This window comes from Shinella sp. 838 (assembly GCF_029623935.1).
In the GTDB taxonomy this organism is placed as follows: domain Bacteria; phylum Pseudomonadota; class Alphaproteobacteria; order Rhizobiales; family Rhizobiaceae; genus Shinella.
Genome location: NZ_JARSBQ010000003.1, coordinates 532,741 through 550,967, shown reverse-complemented (window position 1 = coordinate 550,967; position 18,227 = coordinate 532,741). Strand labels below are relative to the sequence as shown.

Annotated in this window: 20 protein-coding genes; 2 read left to right on the top strand and 18 right to left on the bottom strand. The window is 62.6% G+C overall.

All coding sequences use genetic code 11. The annotated features are described in order from the left end of the window. Positions 1-10: 10 nt before the first annotated feature. Complete coding sequence (locus tag P9A16_RS14190; RefSeq protein ID WP_037408163.1) at positions 11-1,039, top strand: substrate-binding domain-containing protein; 1,029 nt, start codon at positions 11-13, stop codon at positions 1,037-1,039. A gap of 190 nt (positions 1,040-1,229) precedes the next feature. On the opposite strand, the gene folD is transcribed toward P9A16_RS14190, so the two are convergent. Then, complete coding sequence (gene folD / locus P9A16_RS14185; protein WP_023515738.1) at positions 1,230-2,129, bottom strand: bifunctional methylenetetrahydrofolate dehydrogenase/methenyltetrahydrofolate cyclohydrolase FolD; 900 nt, start codon at positions 2,127-2,129, stop codon at positions 1,230-1,232. Positions 2,130-2,655: 526 nt separating this feature from the next. Here folD and P9A16_RS14180 point away from each other — a divergent pair. After that, a complete protein-coding gene (locus tag P9A16_RS14180) occupies positions 2,656-3,459 on the top strand; it encodes a WecB/TagA/CpsF family glycosyltransferase (RefSeq protein ID WP_023515739.1) in 804 nt (267 codons plus the stop codon). Positions 3,460-3,541: 82 nt separating this feature from the next. Here P9A16_RS14180 and P9A16_RS14175 read toward each other — a convergent pair whose 3' ends face one another. From P9A16_RS14175 to motC, 17 genes are all read right to left on the bottom strand, one after another. Further along, entirely contained in the window at positions 3,542-4,072 is a 531-nt protein-coding gene (locus P9A16_RS14175; RefSeq protein WP_023515740.1) for a hypothetical protein, read from the bottom strand. Further along, positions 4,069-4,437 (bottom strand): hypothetical protein, encoded by a 369-nt coding sequence (locus tag P9A16_RS14170; protein ID WP_023515741.1) that lies wholly within the window; start codon positions 4,435-4,437, stop codon positions 4,069-4,071. The genes P9A16_RS14175 and P9A16_RS14170 overlap by 4 nt, the downstream gene beginning before the upstream one ends. Positions 4,438-4,452: 15 nt before the next feature. Then, the gene (locus P9A16_RS14165) at positions 4,453-5,010 is read right to left on the bottom strand and encodes a rod-binding protein (protein WP_023515742.1); all 558 of its coding nucleotides are present in this window, start codon (positions 5,008-5,010) and stop codon (positions 4,453-4,455) included. Positions 5,011-5,290: 280 nt separating this feature from the next. Next, positions 5,291-5,689: a hypothetical protein gene (locus P9A16_RS14160; protein ID WP_024270947.1), complete on the bottom strand. Its 399-nt coding sequence runs from the start codon at positions 5,687-5,689 to the stop codon at positions 5,291-5,293. Between the two features lie 2 nt (positions 5,690-5,691). Continuing rightward, on the bottom strand, positions 5,692-6,444 hold the full coding sequence (gene fliR / locus P9A16_RS14155; RefSeq protein WP_023517399.1) for a flagellar biosynthetic protein FliR: 753 nt from the start codon (positions 6,442-6,444) through the stop codon (positions 5,692-5,694). Next, positions 6,441-8,528, bottom strand: a complete 2,088-nt coding sequence (flhA, locus tag P9A16_RS14150) for a flagellar biosynthesis protein FlhA (RefSeq protein WP_024270946.1) — start codon at positions 8,526-8,528, stop codon at positions 6,441-6,443. The genes fliR and flhA overlap by 4 nt, the downstream gene beginning before the upstream one ends. A 107-nt stretch (positions 8,529-8,635) precedes the next feature. Next, positions 8,636-8,902, bottom strand: a complete 267-nt coding sequence (gene fliQ / locus P9A16_RS14145; protein ID WP_023516601.1) for a flagellar biosynthesis protein FliQ — start codon at positions 8,900-8,902, stop codon at positions 8,636-8,638. Beyond that, positions 8,899-9,348, bottom strand: coding sequence for a flagellar hook assembly protein FlgD (flgD, locus tag P9A16_RS14140; protein WP_024270945.1), 450 nt, complete (start codon positions 9,346-9,348; stop codon positions 8,899-8,901). The genes fliQ and flgD overlap by 4 nt, the downstream gene beginning before the upstream one ends. Then, entirely contained in the window at positions 9,342-9,788 is a 447-nt protein-coding gene (flbT, locus tag P9A16_RS14135) for a flagellar biosynthesis repressor FlbT (protein ID WP_024270944.1), read from the bottom strand. The genes flgD and flbT overlap by 7 nt, the downstream gene beginning before the upstream one ends. After that, on the bottom strand, positions 9,785-10,138 hold the full coding sequence (flaF, locus tag P9A16_RS14130; protein WP_024270943.1) for a flagellar biosynthesis regulator FlaF: 354 nt from the start codon (positions 10,136-10,138) through the stop codon (positions 9,785-9,787). The genes flbT and flaF overlap by 4 nt, the downstream gene beginning before the upstream one ends. A 38-nt stretch (positions 10,139-10,176) precedes the next feature. Then, positions 10,177-11,235 carry a flagellar hook-associated family protein gene (locus P9A16_RS14125; RefSeq protein ID WP_024270942.1) on the bottom strand — a complete coding sequence of 353 codons (1,059 nt, stop codon included), beginning with the start codon at positions 11,233-11,235 and terminating at the stop codon, positions 10,177-10,179. Between the two features lie 3 nt (positions 11,236-11,238). Beyond that, complete coding sequence (gene flgK, locus P9A16_RS14120) at positions 11,239-12,651, bottom strand: flagellar hook-associated protein FlgK (RefSeq protein WP_023515617.1); 1,413 nt, start codon at positions 12,649-12,651, stop codon at positions 11,239-11,241. A gap of 44 nt (positions 12,652-12,695) precedes the next feature. Beyond that, the gene (locus P9A16_RS14115) at positions 12,696-13,922 is read right to left on the bottom strand and encodes a flagellar hook protein FlgE (protein ID WP_023515618.1); all 1,227 of its coding nucleotides are present in this window, start codon (positions 13,920-13,922) and stop codon (positions 12,696-12,698) included. 100 nt (positions 13,923-14,022) lie between these two features. Further along, complete coding sequence (gene rem / locus P9A16_RS14110) at positions 14,023-14,697, bottom strand: transcriptional activator Rem (protein ID WP_023515619.1); 675 nt, start codon at positions 14,695-14,697, stop codon at positions 14,023-14,025. Between the two features lie 281 nt (positions 14,698-14,978). Next, positions 14,979-15,557: a transglycosylase SLT domain-containing protein gene (locus P9A16_RS14105; protein WP_050745445.1), complete on the bottom strand. Its 579-nt coding sequence runs from the start codon at positions 15,555-15,557 to the stop codon at positions 14,979-14,981. Beyond that, a complete protein-coding gene (gene fliK, locus P9A16_RS14100; protein WP_023515232.1) occupies positions 15,481-16,893 on the bottom strand; it encodes a flagellar hook-length control protein FliK in 1,413 nt (470 codons plus the stop codon). The genes P9A16_RS14105 and fliK overlap by 77 nt, the downstream gene beginning before the upstream one ends. Then, positions 16,890-18,227, bottom strand: coding sequence for a chemotaxis protein MotC (gene motC, locus P9A16_RS14095; protein WP_023515231.1), 1,338 nt, complete (start codon positions 18,225-18,227; stop codon positions 16,890-16,892). The genes fliK and motC overlap by 4 nt, the downstream gene beginning before the upstream one ends.

Genomic DNA, 18,227 nt, shown 5'->3' with positions numbered 1-18,227 from the left:
AGCTAAGCATGTGAATCTCAAGCAATTATCGCAGTTGCTGGGTCTCTCCCAGACAACCGTGAGCAGAGCATTGAACGGTTATCCGGAGGTCAATGCCGAGACACGCCAGCGCGTGCTCGACGCTGTCCGCGAGACTGGATACCGGCCGAACCGGGCGGCGCAACGGCTGGCAACGGGCCGGGCGGGCTCGATCGGCCTTGTCATGCCGACGGCCGACGGCATCGAATCCGACGTGCATTTCGGCGAATTCCTCGCCGGCCTCGGCGACGAGGCGGTCAAGCACGACTTTCATTTCGTCATCAACCCGAGCCATCCGGAAGAAGAGGTCGCCACCTGCCGACGGCTGGTGGCGAGCGGCAATGTGGATGCGCTGTTCCTCGCCTATATGCGCGAGAAGGACCCGCGCATTGCCATGATGAAGACGTTGAAGACGCCCTTCGTCGTGCACGGTCGGTCGATCGGCGTGCCGACGGACTATCCCTATCTCGACATCGACAACACCGGCGCCTTCTACGATGCGACACGGCTGCTGGTGCAGCTCGGTCACCGGCATCTCGCGCTGATCAACGGACCGGATTATCTCGCCTTCTCGATCCGCCGCAAGAAAGGCACGGAGCGGGCGCTTGCCGAGCACGGCCTCACCTTGCGCGACGACTGCGTGCAGCATTCGCAAATGACGGACGAACACGGGTTTCGCGCCATGGAGCGCTTCCTCCAGCTTGAAGCGCCGCCGACCGCGGTCCTGTGTTCCAGCACGGTCCTGGCGCTTGGCGCCGTCCGGGCGATTAACCAGGCAGGGCTGAAGCTCGGCGTAGACATTTCGCTCATCGCCCATGACGACGTGCTGCCCATGCTGAAGCCGGAGAATTTCATGGTGCCGCTGACGACGACCCGCTCGTCGCTGCGTGCCGCCGGCCAGCGCATCGCCCGCCGCCTCATCGCCGACATCCTGACGCTCGAGACGCTCCCACAGCAGGAGCTCTGGAAGACGGACCTCATCGTGCGCGCTTCGACAGGCCCGGCGCCGGCGGGGAAGTAGGCTTCTGAGGAGGGCACTGCGCCGGGCCCTGCCCCTCACCCGAACCCTCTCCCCCCAAGGCGGGGAGAGGGGACGCCCCCACGAATGACGAGTGACTGAAGAAGGCGGCGCGGCACTTCTTCACCGCTTGCGGGGGGAAGGTGGCCGGCAGGCCGGATGAGGGACCACTCTGGACCGATGATGTTTCCGCTCAGAACTTCGGTGGCGTGCGCCCGGCCTTGCGATAGGCGGCAATGACCGTGTTGGCCATCAGCATGGCAATGGTCATCGGACCGACACCACCGGGAACCGGGGTGATGGCGCCAGCAACCTTGGCAACCTCATCGAAGGCGACGTCGCCGACGAGGCGGGACTTGCCCTCCCCCTTTTCCGGCGCGGCGATGCGGTTGATGCCGACATCGATGACGGTCGCGCCCGGCTTCACCCAGTCGGCCTTTACCATTTCCGGGCGGCCGACAGCAGCAACGAGGATATCGGCGTTGCGGCAGGCGCCCGCGAGATCTTTCGTGCGCGAATGGGCGGTCGTCACCGTCGCGTTTGCGGCGAGGAGCAGAGCGGACATCGGCTTGCCGAAGAGATTCGAGCGGCCGATCACCACGGCGTTGAGGCCGGACAAGTCCTCGCCATGCGTGCGGCGTACGAAAACCATGGCGCCGGCCGGCGTGCAGGAGACGAGCCCTCCTTCGAGATCGCCCGTCGCGACCTTGCCGGCGTTGACGACGTGCAGGCCGTCAACATCCTTTTCCGGCTTGATCGACTGGATGATCGGCTCGGAATCGAGGTGCTTCGGCAGTGGCAGCTGGACCAGGATGCCATGGATGGTCTCGTCGGCGTTGAGCGTCTCGACGAGGCGGGCAAGCTCCTCCTGCGTGGTCTGCTCCGGCAGCGTATGCTGGATGGAGGTAAAGCCGCATTCCTTGGCCATGCGGCTCTTGGAAGAGACATAGGCGTGACTTGCCGGATCGTCGCCGACGATGATGACGGCAAGACCAGGCTTCACGCCGGCATCCTTCTCCAGGGCAGCGGCAGCGGACTTCACGGTGTCAATCACGGAAGCGGCAACCTGCTTCCCATCGATAATGGTGGTCACATTTCTCTCCCTGGATGAAGTGCGCCCACTCTAGTGGGACGCCCGCGCGGCGGGATGGCCTCTTAACGCCCTATGCTGTCCAAAACGCATAATTTCAAGCATATCCTGCCGGAAAGCACAGATCCGGCCGACGAATGCGCTTTTTCCTGTCAGCAATGAAAGGCAGGACCGCGGCATGACGGAACCGCGCACAGCCATGCAGAAAGTCCTTTTTTGACGCAGATTGCGGGATTCTTTTTCTTGAAGCAGCCGGAGTAGGAAAACTCAAATGGTTGTTTTTCAAAGAATTTATCGGCAGCGTACCATCATGGTTAGCAATGCGTGAACACGGTCCGCCGCCTTTTCGGGAAATCCTTAAACGGCCTTTCAGGGGAACTTGCTAAATCGGCAGGCACCAATAGCAGCCTTGCGGGAACAGCATGACGCCCTATCCCACAGATCCCGTCGAACCCGCCGCTTTCGAGGTCATGACGACCTTGAAGACCGGCCGCTGCCCGTCTGCGGATGTTTCGAAAGGACCCTTGCCATGAACCTCGTGTCCGGCAACATCACCGCCTCGCAGCGGGATATTCTCGGCCTGCCGGTCTGCGATCTTGGCTGGGCGGAAGCCTTCGCCTTCGCGGAGGAGGTGGCGACCATGCCCTTCGGCCAAAGCGTCATCGCCTTCATCAATGCCGGCAACGCCAACCTGATGATGCGCGATCCCGAATACCGTTCCGTACTGGAGCGCCAGGTCGTGCTGCCCGACGGCGACGGCGTCGATATCGCCTCCATGGTGTTCCACGGCCGCAAGTTCCCGGCGAACCTGACAAGCATCGCCTTCGTTCCAGCGCTCCTCACCTATATTGCAAAACCGATGCGCGTTGCGCTGATCGGTGCACAATCCGAGACGCTGGTGCGCGCCGCGGACACCCTTCGCCAGCATACGCCCTGGCACGAGTTCCTGCCCATCGCCGACGGCCATTTCGACCAGGGCCAGTCGGATGCGATCATGGAGCGGGTGCGGGAGGCGAATGTCGACATCCTGCTCGTTTCCATGGGTAGCCCGGCGCAGGAGAAATGGATCGACCGGCATGTCGGCCCCGGCCATGCACGGCTGGTGCTCAGTCTCGGCCCGCTGTTCGATGCGCTCGCCGGCAACACCCCCGCGATCCCCGAGGCCGTTCGGCGGTTCCGGCTCGGTTGGTTCTACCGGCTGATGAAGGCGCCGTCGCGCCTGCCCCAGCACAGGGCACAGGCTGCCTTCGCCTATCATGTGCTGCGCTACAAGCTGTCCGGCACGGTGATGGTACGGGACGACGGTCACACGGCAAAGGCCGGCTCGCTCTGAAGCGGCCGGCCAAACTCATACGAATGCATATATCCACGCTAAGCGCCTGAAGCCTCTCCGGTTCCCTTCGGCCGGAATTGCCTTAGTGGCCGCCGCTCTTCTCCGCCGGTTTGCCGGCCGGAACTTCACCCTTGACGAGCGTCTGGCCACGCTTGGGCGCGGGGTCCTGCACGGATGCGGTGGTGATGTAGTCGATCTGCTCGACATAGACCTCGGCTATGACCTCCGCCCCGAAACGGCGGTTCAGCCCTTCCTTGACGATGCCGCGGAAGGCCTCGACGTCGAAGCTGCCAACCGTCGCAACGTCGATCATCTTCTTGCCGACGAGCAGCGTATAAAGCTCGTCGGTGATCATCTGCGGCAGGGGAACGGTCTGCTTGGCCGCCAGCTCCTTGTTCGCCTTGTAGGCAAGCTTGGTCAGCAGGTAGCCATTGACGCCGCCCTCCCCGATCACAGGCACCGTCGTCGTGTATCCGCTGACGAATTCCAGCGCCGCCTCGCGCTCGGCCGCGGCCGTGTCCACCTTGGGGGCCGAGGCCATCTTCAGCGAAAAATAGACCGAGGCGAGCGTGATGGCGAGAATCCAGACGCCGGTGCCGATGAGCTTGATCATGTGCCGTAACCCAGGCGGAACTGCTCCTGCGAATAGGTACCGTCCGCCTCGAGATCCTGCACGGCATTCTTCAGAATGGAGACGACTTCGCGCACGGCCTCCAGATGGGCGGAAACACGCTGGGCGTTGGTGGCGAGCTTTTCACGCACCCGGCCGAGCTGACTGGAGAAGGTCTGCGGCACCTCGTCAGGGCGCACGTCGCGCGTCAGCATCGCCAGCTCATAGAGGCAGCGGCTCTTGTGGGCGTTCGAGGTTGGCAGATCGAAATCGGGATCACGACCGATATTGTCGTTCTCGTTGTCGATGATCGTTTCGAGCCGGCCGAGGACGGTGCGGATCCGCAGTTCGTTGGTTGCCTGTTCCATTTTGTTGTTCTCCGCTTAGATCTTCGTCTCGTGTTCCTTGATGCCCGGCGTCAGATCGGCAAAAGCTTGCCGCTGCAGGGCCTGCACCATGCCGGCTGCGACACGGTCGGTATTCTTGTCCTTCTCGGGCGAAGCCGCGCCGATGCCGCTGCTCTTGGCAAGGCTTTCGGCAATGCCGATGCCGCCGCCCTTGGCAAGCGCCTCGCCGAGCTGATCGGCCATCATGCCGCGCCACATTTCGCCGGCCGTGCCCTTGCCGTACATTTCCTCGCTGTCGGTCGGCAGCATGGACTTCACAAAATTCTGCAGCACCATCGATTCGAACTTGCGCATATGCTCCGGCACGGCCTTGCCGCCCACGGCGGACACGCCTTGTGCCGACTGGGCGCCGGCCGCATCCCGGTTGAGAATGCTGCCGACGGTGGCCTGGAAGCCTGCGCCGGCCTCGGCAAGGCTCGTCGCCTCGAAGGCGGCCTTGTTCGACTTCAGCCTGGCTTGCGCTTCCTGAACCTGGGTCGGGTCGGCAGCACGCACGACATCGAGCACCAGGTCGCTGGGGGGAGAAATTGCCACGTCCTTGAGCCTTTCAGGTGATCCTCGTGAGCCGAACCCGTCCTCATGGCGGTTCGCCGGCCTCTGACCGTTCAGGACATCAGATCCGCCCGCGCCGCACCTGCGGCTGCTTCGGCAAACCCCGTCATCGTCCTGATGCGACTATCGCTGCTCAACCTTACGGGAGGCTGGTGGCAGATGACGAAGCCGTGACGCGGCTGCAGAGTAAATCCATGTTGACGCAAGCTTGAAAAGGCCGCGAGAAATCGCCTGTCCTTACAGCGACTTATTCCAAAACCACCTAATCGTCATTGCCCTTGTAGGCGATGTGCTGGTCGATGAGGTCGTAGATCGAATTGTCGGCGGCCTCGCGCTCCTCGGCGCTGCGGGCTTCCTTGCGATGCTCTTCCATGCGGTCGCCCTTGGTGCGCTCGCGCACCACGCGCATCTCGTGCATCTGCTGCACATTGGCCAGCATCTGGTCCTGCTGCTGCAACTTGCTGTACTGGCCGGAATAGTGCCGCGAAAAGCCGCGATGGATCGGATCCAGCGAGTTGATGGCACCCGCGACGACCTCCATCGTCTCGCTGACCTCCTCGCGCTGGCGCGTGGTGTTGGCAAGGTCGATCTCCGCCATCTTCTCCAGATGGCGCTGCACGCTGACGAGACGCTTCAGCTTGTCCGAGCGGTTCTGCGCCATCGCTATTCCCCCCGGAAGACCGGGGTGAAGCCGGCCGCAAAGATCTCGAGCAGAGAGGAGATGCCGAAGTAGAGCAGGAGCAGCCCCCCGGTGATGATGAAGGGCAGCGAGACGAAATAGATCGGGATCTGCGGCGCCAGCTTGTTGATGAGGCCGACGGCCACGTTGAAGACGAGACCGTAGAGGATGAAGGGGCTCGCGAGCCTCAGCATGATCATGAAGGTCTGGCTCAGCGTATCGGTGAGCGTGATCAGCGCGCCCTGCGGATTGAAGCCGGCACCGATCGGCATGACATTGTAGGATTCCACCAGCGCCCGCATGACGACATGATGGAAATCCAGCATGAAGAGCACCATCAGGCCGGCAAAGGAAAGCAGGTTCGTCAGCTGGTTTTCTGCCGTGTCCTCAAGCACATCGGGCGTCGGCGGCGCATTGAAGCCCATCATCATCGTCAATACCGTGCCGGCGAATTGCAGGCCAAGTACATAGTAGCGGGCGATGAGGCCGATAACGGCGCCCGTCAGGGTCTCGAAGACGATCAGCGAGAGATAGCTGTCGAGCGAGCCCGACGTGCGGGGGTAGATCGTGTCCCACAGGATCGGCAGCACCGCCATGGAAACCGCCACCGCAAGGAACAGACGGATCTGTACGGTGAGGCGCGCGGAAGAGAAGCCCGGCAGCAGCATGAAGCACCCGCCGACACGGCAGAAGGCGGCGAACAGCGCCAGCACCGTGCCCTGCGGGTCCGTTATCATGAAATGGAGCCGAGGATCTTGATCTCGATGCCCTTGGCGAGCTCGACATGCGAGAGAACCGGCAATGTGGCGAAGAGGCGCTCGATGATCATGCGCACATAAGAGCGGGATTCGGGCGACGTGACCAGTACAAAGGGCGTGCCGCGATCGAGAAACTCGCGGATAACCCGGGTTGCCTGCTCGGAAAACTCCTCAAGCTGGCGCGGATCGATATCGAATTCGACGATTTCGCCCTTGGTGTCGCGCTTGAGCGCCTGGTGGAAGACCATGTCCCACTTGTTGCCGAGGCGCAGCACGGGCAACACGCCGTTCTCCGCAAGGTCGCCGCAGATCTGCTGCGACATGCGGATGCGCACGTGCTCGACGATCTGCTCGGTCTTGCGCACATGCGGGGCAAGCTCGGCGACCGCTTCCAGGATGAGATGCAGGTTGCGGATCGAGACGCGCTCGGCGAGCAGCAGCTTGAGGACGGCCTGAAGGCCGGAATAGGACATGTGCGACGAGCAGATCTCGTCCGCGAGCTTGCGGTATTCCGGATCCAGGCGCTCGATGAGCACCTTGACGTCCTTGTAGGACAGGAGCTGCGGCAGGTTGTTGCGGATGACTTCGGACAGGTGCGTGAGAACCACCGAGACGTTGTCGATCGGGTGGAAACCTTCACGGCGCAGGTCGTCTGCGAAGGTTTCAAGGATCGACACGGCCGGCATTCCGAAGGCGGGCTCGCGGATATCGTCACCCGGCACGCTCGGCTTGCGGCCGCCGCCGGTGACGACGAGGACTTCGCCGACGCGCACGATGTTGGATGCGATCGTCGTGCCATGGATTCGGATCTGATAGGACTTGTCGGGAATGGAGATGTCATCCGACACCTTGATTTCCGGCACGACGAAGCCGTACTGCCCAGCGAACTTCTTGCGCATCTTGCCGACGCGGAAGGCAAGCTCCTGATGCGCGCCGAGAAGGCGCGTGGAGACCTGCTTGCCGAGCAGAAGCTCGATTTCGGCAGTCTTCAGCACCGACTTGACCGAATCCTTCTCCTGGTCACGGCTTTGCTGGACCTGCTGGGCCTCCTGCTCGCGCTTGACGCGGTTTTCCTCGGCAATGCGGCGCGGAATGATCCAGGCGCCGAAGGCCATGAGGCCGCCCAGTGCCATGAACGGGAAGAACGGCAGGCCCGGCATCAGCGCCAGCAGGATCATCAGGCCGGAGGCGACGAAGAGCGCGCGCGGATAACCCGAGAGCTGGTTGACGACGGCCTGGTCGGTGGAGCCCGCCGTGCCGCCGCGCGAGACGATAAGGCCGGCGGCGAGCGAGACGATGAGGGCCGGGATCTGCGAGACGAGGCCGTCACCGACCGACAGCTTGACGAAGACGTCGGCGGCTTCGCCGAGCTCCATGCCGTGGCGGAAATAGCCGATGATGATGCCGCCGAAGACGTTGATAGCGGTGATGAGCAGGCCGGCAATGGCATCGCCGCGCACGAATTTCGAGGCACCGTCCATCGAGCCGAAGAAGGAGCTTTCCTCTTCCAGTTCGCGGCGACGCAGCTGCGCCTGCTTCTCGTCGATGAGGCCGGCCGAAAGGTCGGCGTCGATCGACATCTGCTTGCCGGGAATGGCATCGAGGGTGAAGCGGGCGCCGACTTCCGCGATGCGCGTCGCGCCCTTGGTGATGACGATGAAGTTCACCACGATGAGGATCATGAAGACGATGATACCGATGACGAAATCACCGGACATGACAAGGCTTGCAAAGCCGGCGATCACCCCGCCCGCAGCGTCGTGTCCCTCGTTGCCATGCGAGAGGATGACGCGCGTCGTCGCGATGTTGAGCGCGAGGCGCACCATGGTCGCGATGAGGAGAACCGTCGGGAAGGACGAGAAGTCGAGCGGGCGCTGGATCCACAGCGCGACCATCAGGATCAGCACCGAGAAGGCGATGGAGAACGCCAGCCCGATGTCGATCATGAAGGCCGGGATCGGCAGGAAGAGGATCGACAGGATTGTCAGGATGCCGACGGCGAATGCGATATCGCGGCCGCTGGGGCTGACCTTCGGAAGGTTTATTGCCGGTACTTGCGCCATCTGAATGCGTCCCGTCTCGTCATGAGAGGCGGCGGCGCGTCACACGCGTCGCCCATTTCATCTCATGACCTACCCGGCGAAGCTTGCGCGAGGGTGGCAGGAGCGGACTAGAAGCCGCTTTCTATTCGGGAGAAGACGATGTTCGTGAAAATGGAGATCTGCGAGCCGATGAACGGGGCAGAGATGGCGATCGTCACGAAGATCGCCAGGATTTTCGGCACGAAGGTGAGGGTCATTTCCTGCACCTGTGTCAGCGCCTGCACGAAGGCAATGGCGACGCCGACGATCATAGCCGCAAGCACGGCCGGGCCGGAGGCCACGACCACCGTCCAGATGGCGGCTTGCGCTATATCGAGGGCGTCTGCCTCATTCACGTTTCGGGATCACTCGCCTTGGGTTCGCTGATCTTCACGCCGGGGCCGATGACGAGGGTCTTGCCCGAATCAAGTGTCGCGACGATGCCGTCATTGTATAGCGTGACTTCCTTGACCACGCCAGAAATCTTGCCGTCCTCGCTGGTAACGGTGCGACCGATGACGGAGTTGGCTTCCTGCAGCGAGGTGCGCTGCAGCAGGCTTTCCAGGTTCTTGTTCGTCTTGATGGTCTGCTCGACCTGGGAGAAGGTCGCAAGCTGCGCCATCTGCTGGGTCGCGTCCATCGGCTCGGTCGGATCCTGGTTCTTCATCTGCGCCACGAGCAGCTTCAGGAAGCTCTCGTAGTTGATGGTCGCCGACTTCTCGTCGGTGCCGGATTCGGCGCCAGTGACGGTCGGAGTGTAGGGCTTTTCTGCTGCCGATGCGGCGCCGACGGGCGTTACCATGGTGCAATCTCCCTGCGGATCTGTTCGATCGTGGCCGGTGCCATTTCCTGGTTGTTGAGGATGCGATCCTCGATCGGGTAAAGCGCGCGGATCGCCTTCAGGGCTTCGAAAGCGCGGCCCTGCGTGACCAGCGCGTCGACGCGCTTGAGCTCCGCCAGCACTTCCTCGTTCTTGAAGCACGAGAGCAGCATGATCACCGACTTGCGGAACATGGCGATCGACTGTTCGGCGCCTTCCGGATTGATCAGCGACATCTGCGCGATGAAATAGAGCTGGCGAAGCGGCGTGGTCGCCTGTTCCGGCTGCAGGACGTGGTTTTCCAGAAGGAACGTGACATCGTTCAGGAACTCGATCGCGACCTTGCGATCAACCCTGAGAACTGCGCCGTTGACGAAAATGCGCTCACCAGACTTCAGCGATATACGCAGTGTACTTTTCATTTTATGCCATCCTTGATGATGGTGGTGATGTCGATGATGCCCTGGAAGTTCGACGATTCGCGTTTGCGGATCTTCTCGATTTCCTTGAGTATCCAGATGGCGATGGAGATGAGGTTGGCTCGCAGCTCCGCTTCGAGCTGGTTTTCCGAATCTCCGAGATCTTCGATGAAGCGGATCCAGACGCGGCGCGTGAAGTAGATCGCCTCGATAGCCTCCCGGCTCTGGTTGCCGCCATCGCTGGCCATTGCCGCTTTCAGGAGCGCAATCGACCGGTCGAGGACCTGCCGTTCCCGATCTTTCGAGACGGCGACGCCTTCCTCCATGATCTCGGCATATGAAAACTGGTACATTCAGACATCCTTCATGTGTGTCCGTACCCTCTGGTTCATCAGAGGTAGTTCAGCAGGCTCAGGTTCTGGATCCTCGACGTGAGCGTGTAAGCGAGAGAAAGCTGCGATTCGAGTGTGGTGACGCGCGTCGCCGCTTCGTAGGTATCGATGCCTTCCATGTCCTTGATGCTGGTGCTCAGGATGGTGACCTGAGCATCGAGCGATGTATTGGCCTGGCTGACGCGTGCTTCGGAAATGCCGAGCTTCGAACGCTCGCCATCGACGCCGGAGATCGCGCGTCCCATGTAGTCGATCGCGGCATCGCTGACGGTCTTGCGGGCCTGTTCGCTGATGCCGAGCGACAGCATTTCCTGGCCGATGACGAGGCCGAGCGCCATGTATCGCATGCCGTCGACATTGGTGTTGGTCGAGCTTTGCACCGTCTCGGCGGCGCTGATGCGGCTCTGCATGTTCTCGTCGGACGCATTCGACCAGTTCGTCTGCCAGTCCACCGGGTCCATGAAGCTGGTTTCAAGACTGTCGATGAAAGCCTGCATATCCGTCGCCGAAATGGCCGCGACGGCCGGATCGGTCTGCGGAAAGCCGAAATGCGCGGCAAACGCGGCATCGAAGGCGACCTTCGCATCCGAGGCCGGCGACGTTTCCAGATAGTCCTTCAGCGGCATCACGTCGGTATTGATGCCCGCGAAGAGATACTCGCCGCTGAACGAGGTGTTGGCAGCCGAGGTGAAGGTGGAAAGCGCGTTGCCGAGGTTTTCCTTGGCGAGATCCAGCTGGTCCTGCGAGGTGATGCCGGAAAGCGCAATCAGCACGCCCATCGCGTCGTTCGCCGCCGTCGACATCTGGCCGAGCGCCTCCTGCGAAGCGGCGAGACGCTGCGTCGTCAGCGCGTTTGTGCTCTTCAGCGATTCCATGCGCTGGAGATCGCGGTGCAGGTTCAGCGTGCGTGCAGTCTTGGCACCCAGTACGGCGCCGACATCGGCATGACGGCCGGTGACCGTTTCTTCTTGGAGCTGCAACATCTCCTTCTGCGCGCTGGCCACGGTGAGCCGCATCGCATTTTGAAGGGACATGTTGGAAACGAAAGAAGTCTTCATAACTTACCCCGCCGCCTGGAGGAGAGAGGCGATCATCTCATCGACCGCCGCCACGAGTTTGGCCGACGCCTTGTAGGACTGCTCGAGATCGAGCAGCAGGGCCAGTTCCTCGTCGAGGCTGACGGCCGTGACGTTGAGAAGCGCTTCCTGAGTGCGACCGAGCAGGGCAGACTTGTCTCCACCCGCCGTCGTCGCCGCGCTGCGGATCTCTTCCAGCCAGCCGACCGAACTGCTGGAAAAGGAAAGCAAGGTCGTTGTCGTTTCGATGGACGCGTCCGGATCGAAGGACATCGGTGCCTCGAAGGCCGACGCATAGCCGTTCAGAAGCTCGGAGAAACTGGCATTGTTGTCCGTGTTGTAGACGGCGTTGATCCCGTCCCGCAGCTTCGTCGGGTTTCCGCCTTCGCTGGAGATGACATCGGGATTGACCCTGATGACCGCAGCAAGACCCGGATCCGTAACAGCGGGCAGGCCGTTGCTGATGAAGAGCCCCTCGACCCCGCCTTCGGAAAACACCTCGATCGCACCGCGCGCGATCTCGTCGAGTTGCTTCTGGAAGGTCGGCGCGACGTAGTCGCGAACCTGCAGCAGGGCGGCGATCGACCCTTGTGCGCTGGTGTTGCCGCCGGCGCCCGCCTGGACCGGCACCCCGTCGATGAGGACCTGGTTGCCGTCGACGGCCGCGGTGAAGGTGGTCGTGGGCAGGAAGCTCACGGTGCGCGGCACCGTTTCGAACAGGACCGTGCCGTCGCTGGTATAGAGCGCAAGGTCATTGTTCGTGCGGTTGACTGTCGTAACGCCGATGAGACCCGAGATTTCGGTCAGCAGCTTGTCGCGCTGGTCGAGCGCGTCGTTGACATCGGTGCCGGCAGCCGTGCCCTGGCGGACCTTGTCATTGTAGGTCTTGAATTCCGTGAGCAGGCGGTTGAGTTCCACCACCGCCGTATCGATGTCGGCATCCGCCTCCGCCCGCAGCTTCTGCAGGGCGTTCGACGTGCTGTTCAGCGCATTGGCAACGTCGATCGCATCCGACACCACCGTCTCGGCGAGCGAGACTTCGCTCGGCTTGTCGGCAAAGGTCTGGAGATTGTCGCGCAGTTTCGCCAGATAGGTGGAGGGGGCGAGTTCGTAGTCCTCGCCGCCCATCATCATCTTCATCTGCGTGAGACCGGCCAGGAGTGTTTCCTGGCCGCTCGACTTGGAGATCGAAAGCAGGTTCTGCTTCAGCAGCGCCTCGTTCTGGGCACGCTGCGTTTCCACCACGGTGGCACCGGAGGACGCCGTGGCGAGGATCGCCGCGCGGCGCGCGTAGTTCGGGTTGCTTGCATTGGCAATGTTCTTCGACGCGACGGCCGATTGCAGGCCTACGTTGGAGAAACTGGACTGAGCAGTCTTCATTGCTGCTGAAAGCGACATCGGATCTACCTAACTCTCGAATGCACGCGCGGCGTCATGCCGGCTTATCTCTTCAGATTGACGAGGACTTCCATCAGCTCGGAACCGGTCTGGAAGACCTTCGAGTTGGCCGTGTAGTTGCGCTGCGACTCGATCATGCTCGTCAGCTCTTCGGCGATGTCGACGTTGGAGTCTTCCAGCGCGCCGGAGATGATGGTGCCGTAGCCGCCATTGCCGGCGTAACCCATGACGACGACGCCCGAATCGCTGCTCTGCGAGTAGACGTTGCCCGGCAGCGGCTTGAGGTTGTCCGGGCTCTGCACGTTCGCCATCGCGATACGGTACTTCGGCGCAAGGTCGCCGTTCTCGTATTTCAGGTAGACGATGCCGTCGTCGCTGATCTCGTAGCCGGCAACACCGCTCGGGCCGATGCCGTCGATGTCGCCCTTGGCCGCGAAGTCCGCCGCAAGCTGCGTGCTGCCGCCGGTGGCGCCGCCGATGGAGATTTCCAGCGGGTTGAGCACGCCGCCGCCGATGGTCGTGGGACCGGCGAGCGTGATGTCCGTCGGAGAGACGAGCTTGCCGTTCGTGTCAAAGGTCAGGGTCGTCGCGGCCAGGAGCGGCGTGACCGTGCCGCTGTCCGGATCGGTGTAGCTGACTTCCAGGCTCCACTCGTTCGGCGTACCGGTGGTGGAATACTTGAAGTCGAGCTTGCGCGTGTTGCCGAGGCTGTCATAGGCGACGAGCGAGGTGGTCTTGGAGAAGGGATCCTCGGCATTCGACGGCAGGTTGGTGTGCAGGTAGCCCTTTTCGGACGCCTTCACGTTCAGTTCGCCGGATGCAAGGTTGATCTGCTCGAGACCGGCAAAGCCGTTGATGACGATCGTCGGATCTTCGGTCGAGGAATAGGGGTAACCCATCAGCGTGAAGCCGGACGAGTTCTTCAGCGTACCGTCGTTCATCGGCGTGAAGGCGCCGGCGCGCGTCATGTATTCGACGCCGTCGGAACCCTGGACGATGAAGAAGCCCTTGCCGTTGATGGCAAGGTCGGTCGCCGAGGTCGTGTAGGTGAAGGTGCCCTGTGCGGAGATGGAGTACCGCACGTCCGTGTTGACGCCACCGGAATTGTAGGCGCCGCCAGTGGAGGGCAGGATAAGGGAGGAGAACTGGGTTCCGGCCTTCTTGTAGCCGGTCGTGTTCGCGTTGGCGATGTTGTCGGCAACGGTGCTCAGGCGGTTCGCCTGTGCGTTCATGCCGGAAACACCCGTTCTCATCGTACCGTAGAGGCTCATGTCATTTCCCCGTTCGTCTCGTCACTACGACCCTATGGGACGGGCCTTGCGTGAAGCTGGCTGCCGGGGTCCGCCTTCCCCGCCAGCCGGCAATGTCGTGTCAGCTCTGCCAGTCGATGCAGTAGCCAAGGAAGCGCTTGGAATCGATCGGGTCGAAACCGAGCTTCTTGCGCAGCTTTTTCCGCAGCTTGCTGATGTGGCTCTCGACCACGTTCTCCTCGACGTCCTCGTCGAAGATGCCGTAGATCGCGTTGAAGATCTGGGTCTTGGAAAGCCGGCGGCCGCGGTTGGCGACCAAGTATTCGAGGATGCGGCGCTCACGGCGCGGAAGGGGGAAGACGTCCCCGGTGATTTCGGGATCGCGGCCATCGGAGAAGACGCGGATCGGACCGATATCGGTGTAGTTGGACAACGCCTTCAGGCGGCGCCGGATGGCCGCCGCACGGGCCAGGATTTCACGCGGATGAACCGGCTTGCGCACGACATCGTCGACGCCGCTGTCGAACAGCGCAAGGGTGGTTTCCAGGGAGGGCGTGTCGCTGACCGCGATCACGGGGGCCTGCGAGCGATCACGGATCGCGCGCGGCAGCTCCATGGAGAGCTGACCCTGGCCGATCAGGAATGCCTCGACCGCATCGATGTCCGAATCGGCAGCGGTATTCACCCACTCGCCGAACTCACGGGGATCGAACCCCGTCGAGGGCACGCCCTCGCGACCAAAAAGAGAAGTATAGCCGTCTTTAACGAGCTCGCGCTCATCAACCACTACGATCATTCGTCCGCCTCCGAATCAGTGTGGTGCCTCGTTCAGGCAGTGGTACGAATCGGGCGAATCACCGGCAACTAGAGGAAGTGACTGGGTGGAATTAACAGTTGATTAAGAATTGCGTGCCGATTTGATCTATATATAGTAGGTTAATTCGGATTTTGCCACAATTTTACGGTGGAAAAGTTAACAAAGGTTAACGCTTCGCCTTGTCATCCCAAAACAGGGCGCATTCCTGCCACAATACGGCACAGGCCCCATCAAGGTCGAAATCTCAACTTTTAATAGAATTACTGACAGAACTGTTTCGCGTTCGCCGTCCAGCTTCCATAGCCCGTCGCGACCAGGTTTGCGATCACCCGGCAGACGTAGCGCTTCTGCGCGGGGTCATTGTTGGGACCGGCGTGATAGCGCGCCACGGCCATCGTCCAGGTCTCGTGCCGGGCGTGCAACCGCGCGAGGAATGCCGCCGCATACTCGACATTCTTGCGCGGGTCGAACATTTCCGCAGGCGAGGAAAACTGCTCGCCGTGGAAGTAGTGGTTGATCTGCATGCAGCCGAGATCGATCAGCTTGGCGCCCCGCGCCCGTGCTGCCTCGAAGGCCTGCAGGGCGTCCTGCCGGTCGCGGCCGAAGAAGGCCTTGCCTTCGATGTTCATGGCATAGGGTTGCAGCGAGCCCTTCCGGCCGGTCTCGGTGAGACCGACGGAATAGAGGATGCCGGCGGGGATGTCGTATTTCGCGGCCGCGGCCAGGATTTCCCGCTCGCACGCCCCGACGGAGGCTTCCGCGTCAGAGATAGACACCACCAGAGCGCTGAGGCTGGCCGCCAGCAAGGCCAGGAGCGTTGTCCGACGTGGTGCCTTCATGGGATGCTCCCTCGTGTGAAAAATTGCCTGCGCCCTCTCCATTGCCCCCCTGACGGCCATTGCCGCCCTCGCGGGCCTGCGGCTGGTTGGAGAACTGCTGTTGCTGCTGGCTCTGGCTGTCACCCTGCTGCGCATTCGAACTCCTGTCGGCCGGCGCGAGCTGGACGTTGACCTGATCGACGGCAAAGCCCTGCCCGCGCAATGCGCGCACGATGGCGTCCTGATCGTCGGTGAGCTGGCGATAGGCCTCGCCCGTCTCCACCTGCAGCGAGACGACGAGATCGTCGCCATGCAGGCGCAGCGTCGCCGTGACGAGACCGAGCTCGATCGGATGCATCTGGATCTTCAGCGTGTTGACAACCTTGCCGGTCGCTGCGGCCTCCGAGTGGCTGAGCCCGCCGGTGGCGCTCAGCGACGCCGCCCATTGCGGGTCCTGCGAAATCGCCGTCGTCACGGCAGCCGCGTTGCCGGCCTGAGCAAGACCGATATAGCGGCGCGCATCGACCACGGTCACCGTCTCACCCTTCGGCCCGGTCGGGGTGGCATCCCGGAAGGTCGCACGATCGCCCTTGTCGGAAAGACTCATGTCGAGGTCCCGTCCCTTGCCATCGGCACGGATCAACCGGAAGAGCTGATCGGTATCGGACTGCGGCACCTCGCCGGCATCTGCCACGTGGGCTCCGTCGGCCTTGGCAGCAGCGTCGGCATGGGCATCGACCTTGGCCGATCCCTTGCCGCCCGTCTGTGCTTTTCCATCCGCCCCGGCGCCCGGAACGCCAGCCTTGGCGGCCGCCTCCAGCGACACTGCATTCGGCGCAGCCAGCATTTCGAGAAGATTGCCGACATCCGTCCCGACTTTCGGCGCAGCCTCCTGCGTTCCGTCCGCCGCCGCAGCGTCCGCGTCCACGGCCGCCTCCTCATCAAGGTGCGCGGCGGTCTTGCCATCACGCAGTTCGCCCTGTGTCTTGCGTCCCTGTCGGCTCGCCGCCTCCAGCAAGGCAGCCGCCTTCTCGTCGAAAGGCCTGTTGTCGGCTTCGGCGGCATCCACCGCATGCTTGCCGGCGGCCTCCGCCGATGCCGCCGCATCACGGCGCCCGAGCTTTACACGGGTCTGATCCGTTTCTCCGCCGTCCTGCTCACCGCGGACGGCTGCACCGGAAATCGACAACCGCGCGCCCTTGCGCCCGCCGTCGCCTTCGCGCCCCGAAAGGCTGGCGATCGCACTGGCGAAACCGCCCTCTTCCGAAGCGCCGGCGGTTTGACCGTGGCTGGCCTTGCTCTTCCCGGGTGCCTGTCCCTGCACGACGCCCAGAACTCCACTACCGATGGTGCTCAACTGCCTTCTCCTTTCAAGAGCGCGTCGATTTCGTCGAGCTTGGACCTGCCGCCCGAGACGAATGTATCGAAGGCCGGGTCGATGCCGGCGCTTTCTGGCTGCTCTTTCTTTTCCTGTTGCGGCTCGACCGCGGCGGCGACCGGCGTCTCTTCGCCACCCGCCCGCGGATCCATCGCCCGGTCTGCCAACTCGGCTTCGCTCAGTCCATCGGACGAGGCGTCCTCGGCCTGCTGCACGGGCTTGGCGAGGTCCGTCTCGGTCTGCGTCTCCGCCGCCACGGATACCGCCGGTTCGCGCAAGACCTCCTCGGCCACCGCGCGGGCCGCCGCCTTCAAGGCGCGGTCCTTGGTCGACAGTTTGTCGTCGGGAATTGCGATGATCGATTCCATCGCCTCCGCAACATCCCCTGATGGCACCGAGGCAAGGCCCGAATAGAGGTCTGCCAGCACCTTCGGCACGCTCTCCCCGTCGCCGGACAGCACCTGAGCCCGCTCGGCGGCAAGCGAAGCAAGCTTGTTCTTGCCCGAGATCGCCGCAAGGCGCGCCATACGCAGATAGACCTCGCGCTGGCGCGGCACGTCCATGAAGGAGAGGATTTCAAGGATGTCGTCCTCCTTGATCGCCTCGAAATGATCCACCGCCAGTTTCACGAAGAGATCCGCGAACTGGCTGGCATAGGGCGAGCGCAGGTAGCGCCGTGCATAGCGGTTGGCATAGGCCATGCTCTTGTCGATCCAGCCCGCCTCGCTGGCGATATAGATCGAGCGGCGCAGCGCCGCCTCCTCGACGATCGTGCCGGGGGCAACGAGCCGCGCCCAGTCGAAATAGGTAAGCGCGAGCGCCGGGTCCTTGCGCATGACCGAATTGGCCGACACCAGCGCCAGATAGGGGCCGACGCGCGAGCGCTTGTATTCCGGGAAGATTTCCGCGAGCGACTTGACGCTCTGGGTGCCGCGGCCGCTGAGGTAGCTGCGCAGGGCATCGGTCAGGCGGGAATCGAAGTGCCCGTCGACATCCTTCTTGATGAGCACTTCCAGCGTCTCGGGGTTGCCGCCGCTCATCGCATAGACAAGCGCGGCATCCACGTTGCGCGGATCGTCGAAGAGCGCGGATTCCCCCGTGCGCAGACGCTCATCGATGGTGCTCAAAAGGAAACGCTGCATCTCCATTGCCGAGTGATCGCCAAGCGCCACCGTGTCCTGCACATATTGCAGAGAGCGGATCATCTTGTAGGGCGCAAGATCGTCGAGGTCTTCGGCGCGCGCGGGTGCGACGGCAGAGAGCGCCGCGCACAAGACCGTACCTGTCAGGAGAAAGCGCCGCAAGAAACCCAT

Bases quoted from the DNA above. Each gene is read 5' to 3' on its own strand.
- flgD (WP_024270945.1), bottom strand. From the start codon at position 9,348: ATGGTAACGCCCGTCGGCGCCGCATCGGCAGCAGAAAAGCCCTACACT.
- flaF (WP_024270943.1), bottom strand. From the start codon at position 10,138: ATGTACCAGTTTTCATATGCCGAGATCATGGAGGAAGGCGTCGCCGTC.
- flgK (WP_023515617.1), bottom strand. From the start codon at position 12,651: ATGTCGCTTTCAGCAGCAATGAAGACTGCTCAGTCCAGTTTCTCCAAC.
- P9A16_RS14105 (WP_050745445.1), bottom strand. From the start codon at position 15,557: ATGAAGGCACCACGTCGGACAACGCTCCTGGCCTTGCTGGCGGCCAGC.
- P9A16_RS14160 (WP_024270947.1), bottom strand. From the start codon at position 5,689: ATGGCGCAGAACCGCTCGGACAAGCTGAAGCGTCTCGTCAGCGTGCAG.
- flhA (WP_024270946.1), bottom strand. From the start codon at position 8,528: ATGGCGCAAGTACCGGCAATAAACCTTCCGAAGGTCAGCCCCAGCGGC.
- P9A16_RS14170 (WP_023515741.1), bottom strand. From the start codon at position 4,437: ATGGAACAGGCAACCAACGAACTGCGGATCCGCACCGTCCTCGGCCGG.
- flbT (WP_024270944.1), bottom strand. From the start codon at position 9,788: ATGAAAAGTACACTGCGTATATCGCTGAAGTCTGGTGAGCGCATTTTC.
- P9A16_RS14180 (WP_023515739.1), top strand. From the start codon at position 2,656: ATGAACCTCGTGTCCGGCAACATCACCGCCTCGCAGCGGGATATTCTC.
- P9A16_RS14125 (WP_024270942.1), bottom strand. From the start codon at position 11,235: ATGAAGACTTCTTTCGTTTCCAACATGTCCCTTCAAAATGCGATGCGG.
- fliR (WP_023517399.1), bottom strand. From the start codon at position 6,444: ATGATAACGGACCCGCAGGGCACGGTGCTGGCGCTGTTCGCCGCCTTC.
- rem (WP_023515619.1), bottom strand. From the start codon at position 14,697: ATGATCGTAGTGGTTGATGAGCGCGAGCTCGTTAAAGACGGCTATACT.
- P9A16_RS14175 (WP_023515740.1), bottom strand. From the start codon at position 4,072: ATGATCAAGCTCATCGGCACCGGCGTCTGGATTCTCGCCATCACGCTC.
- motC (WP_023515231.1), bottom strand. From the start codon at position 18,227: ATGGGTTTCTTGCGGCGCTTTCTCCTGACAGGTACGGTCTTGTGCGCG.
- P9A16_RS14115 (WP_023515618.1), bottom strand. From the start codon at position 13,922: ATGAGCCTCTACGGTACGATGAGAACGGGTGTTTCCGGCATGAACGCA.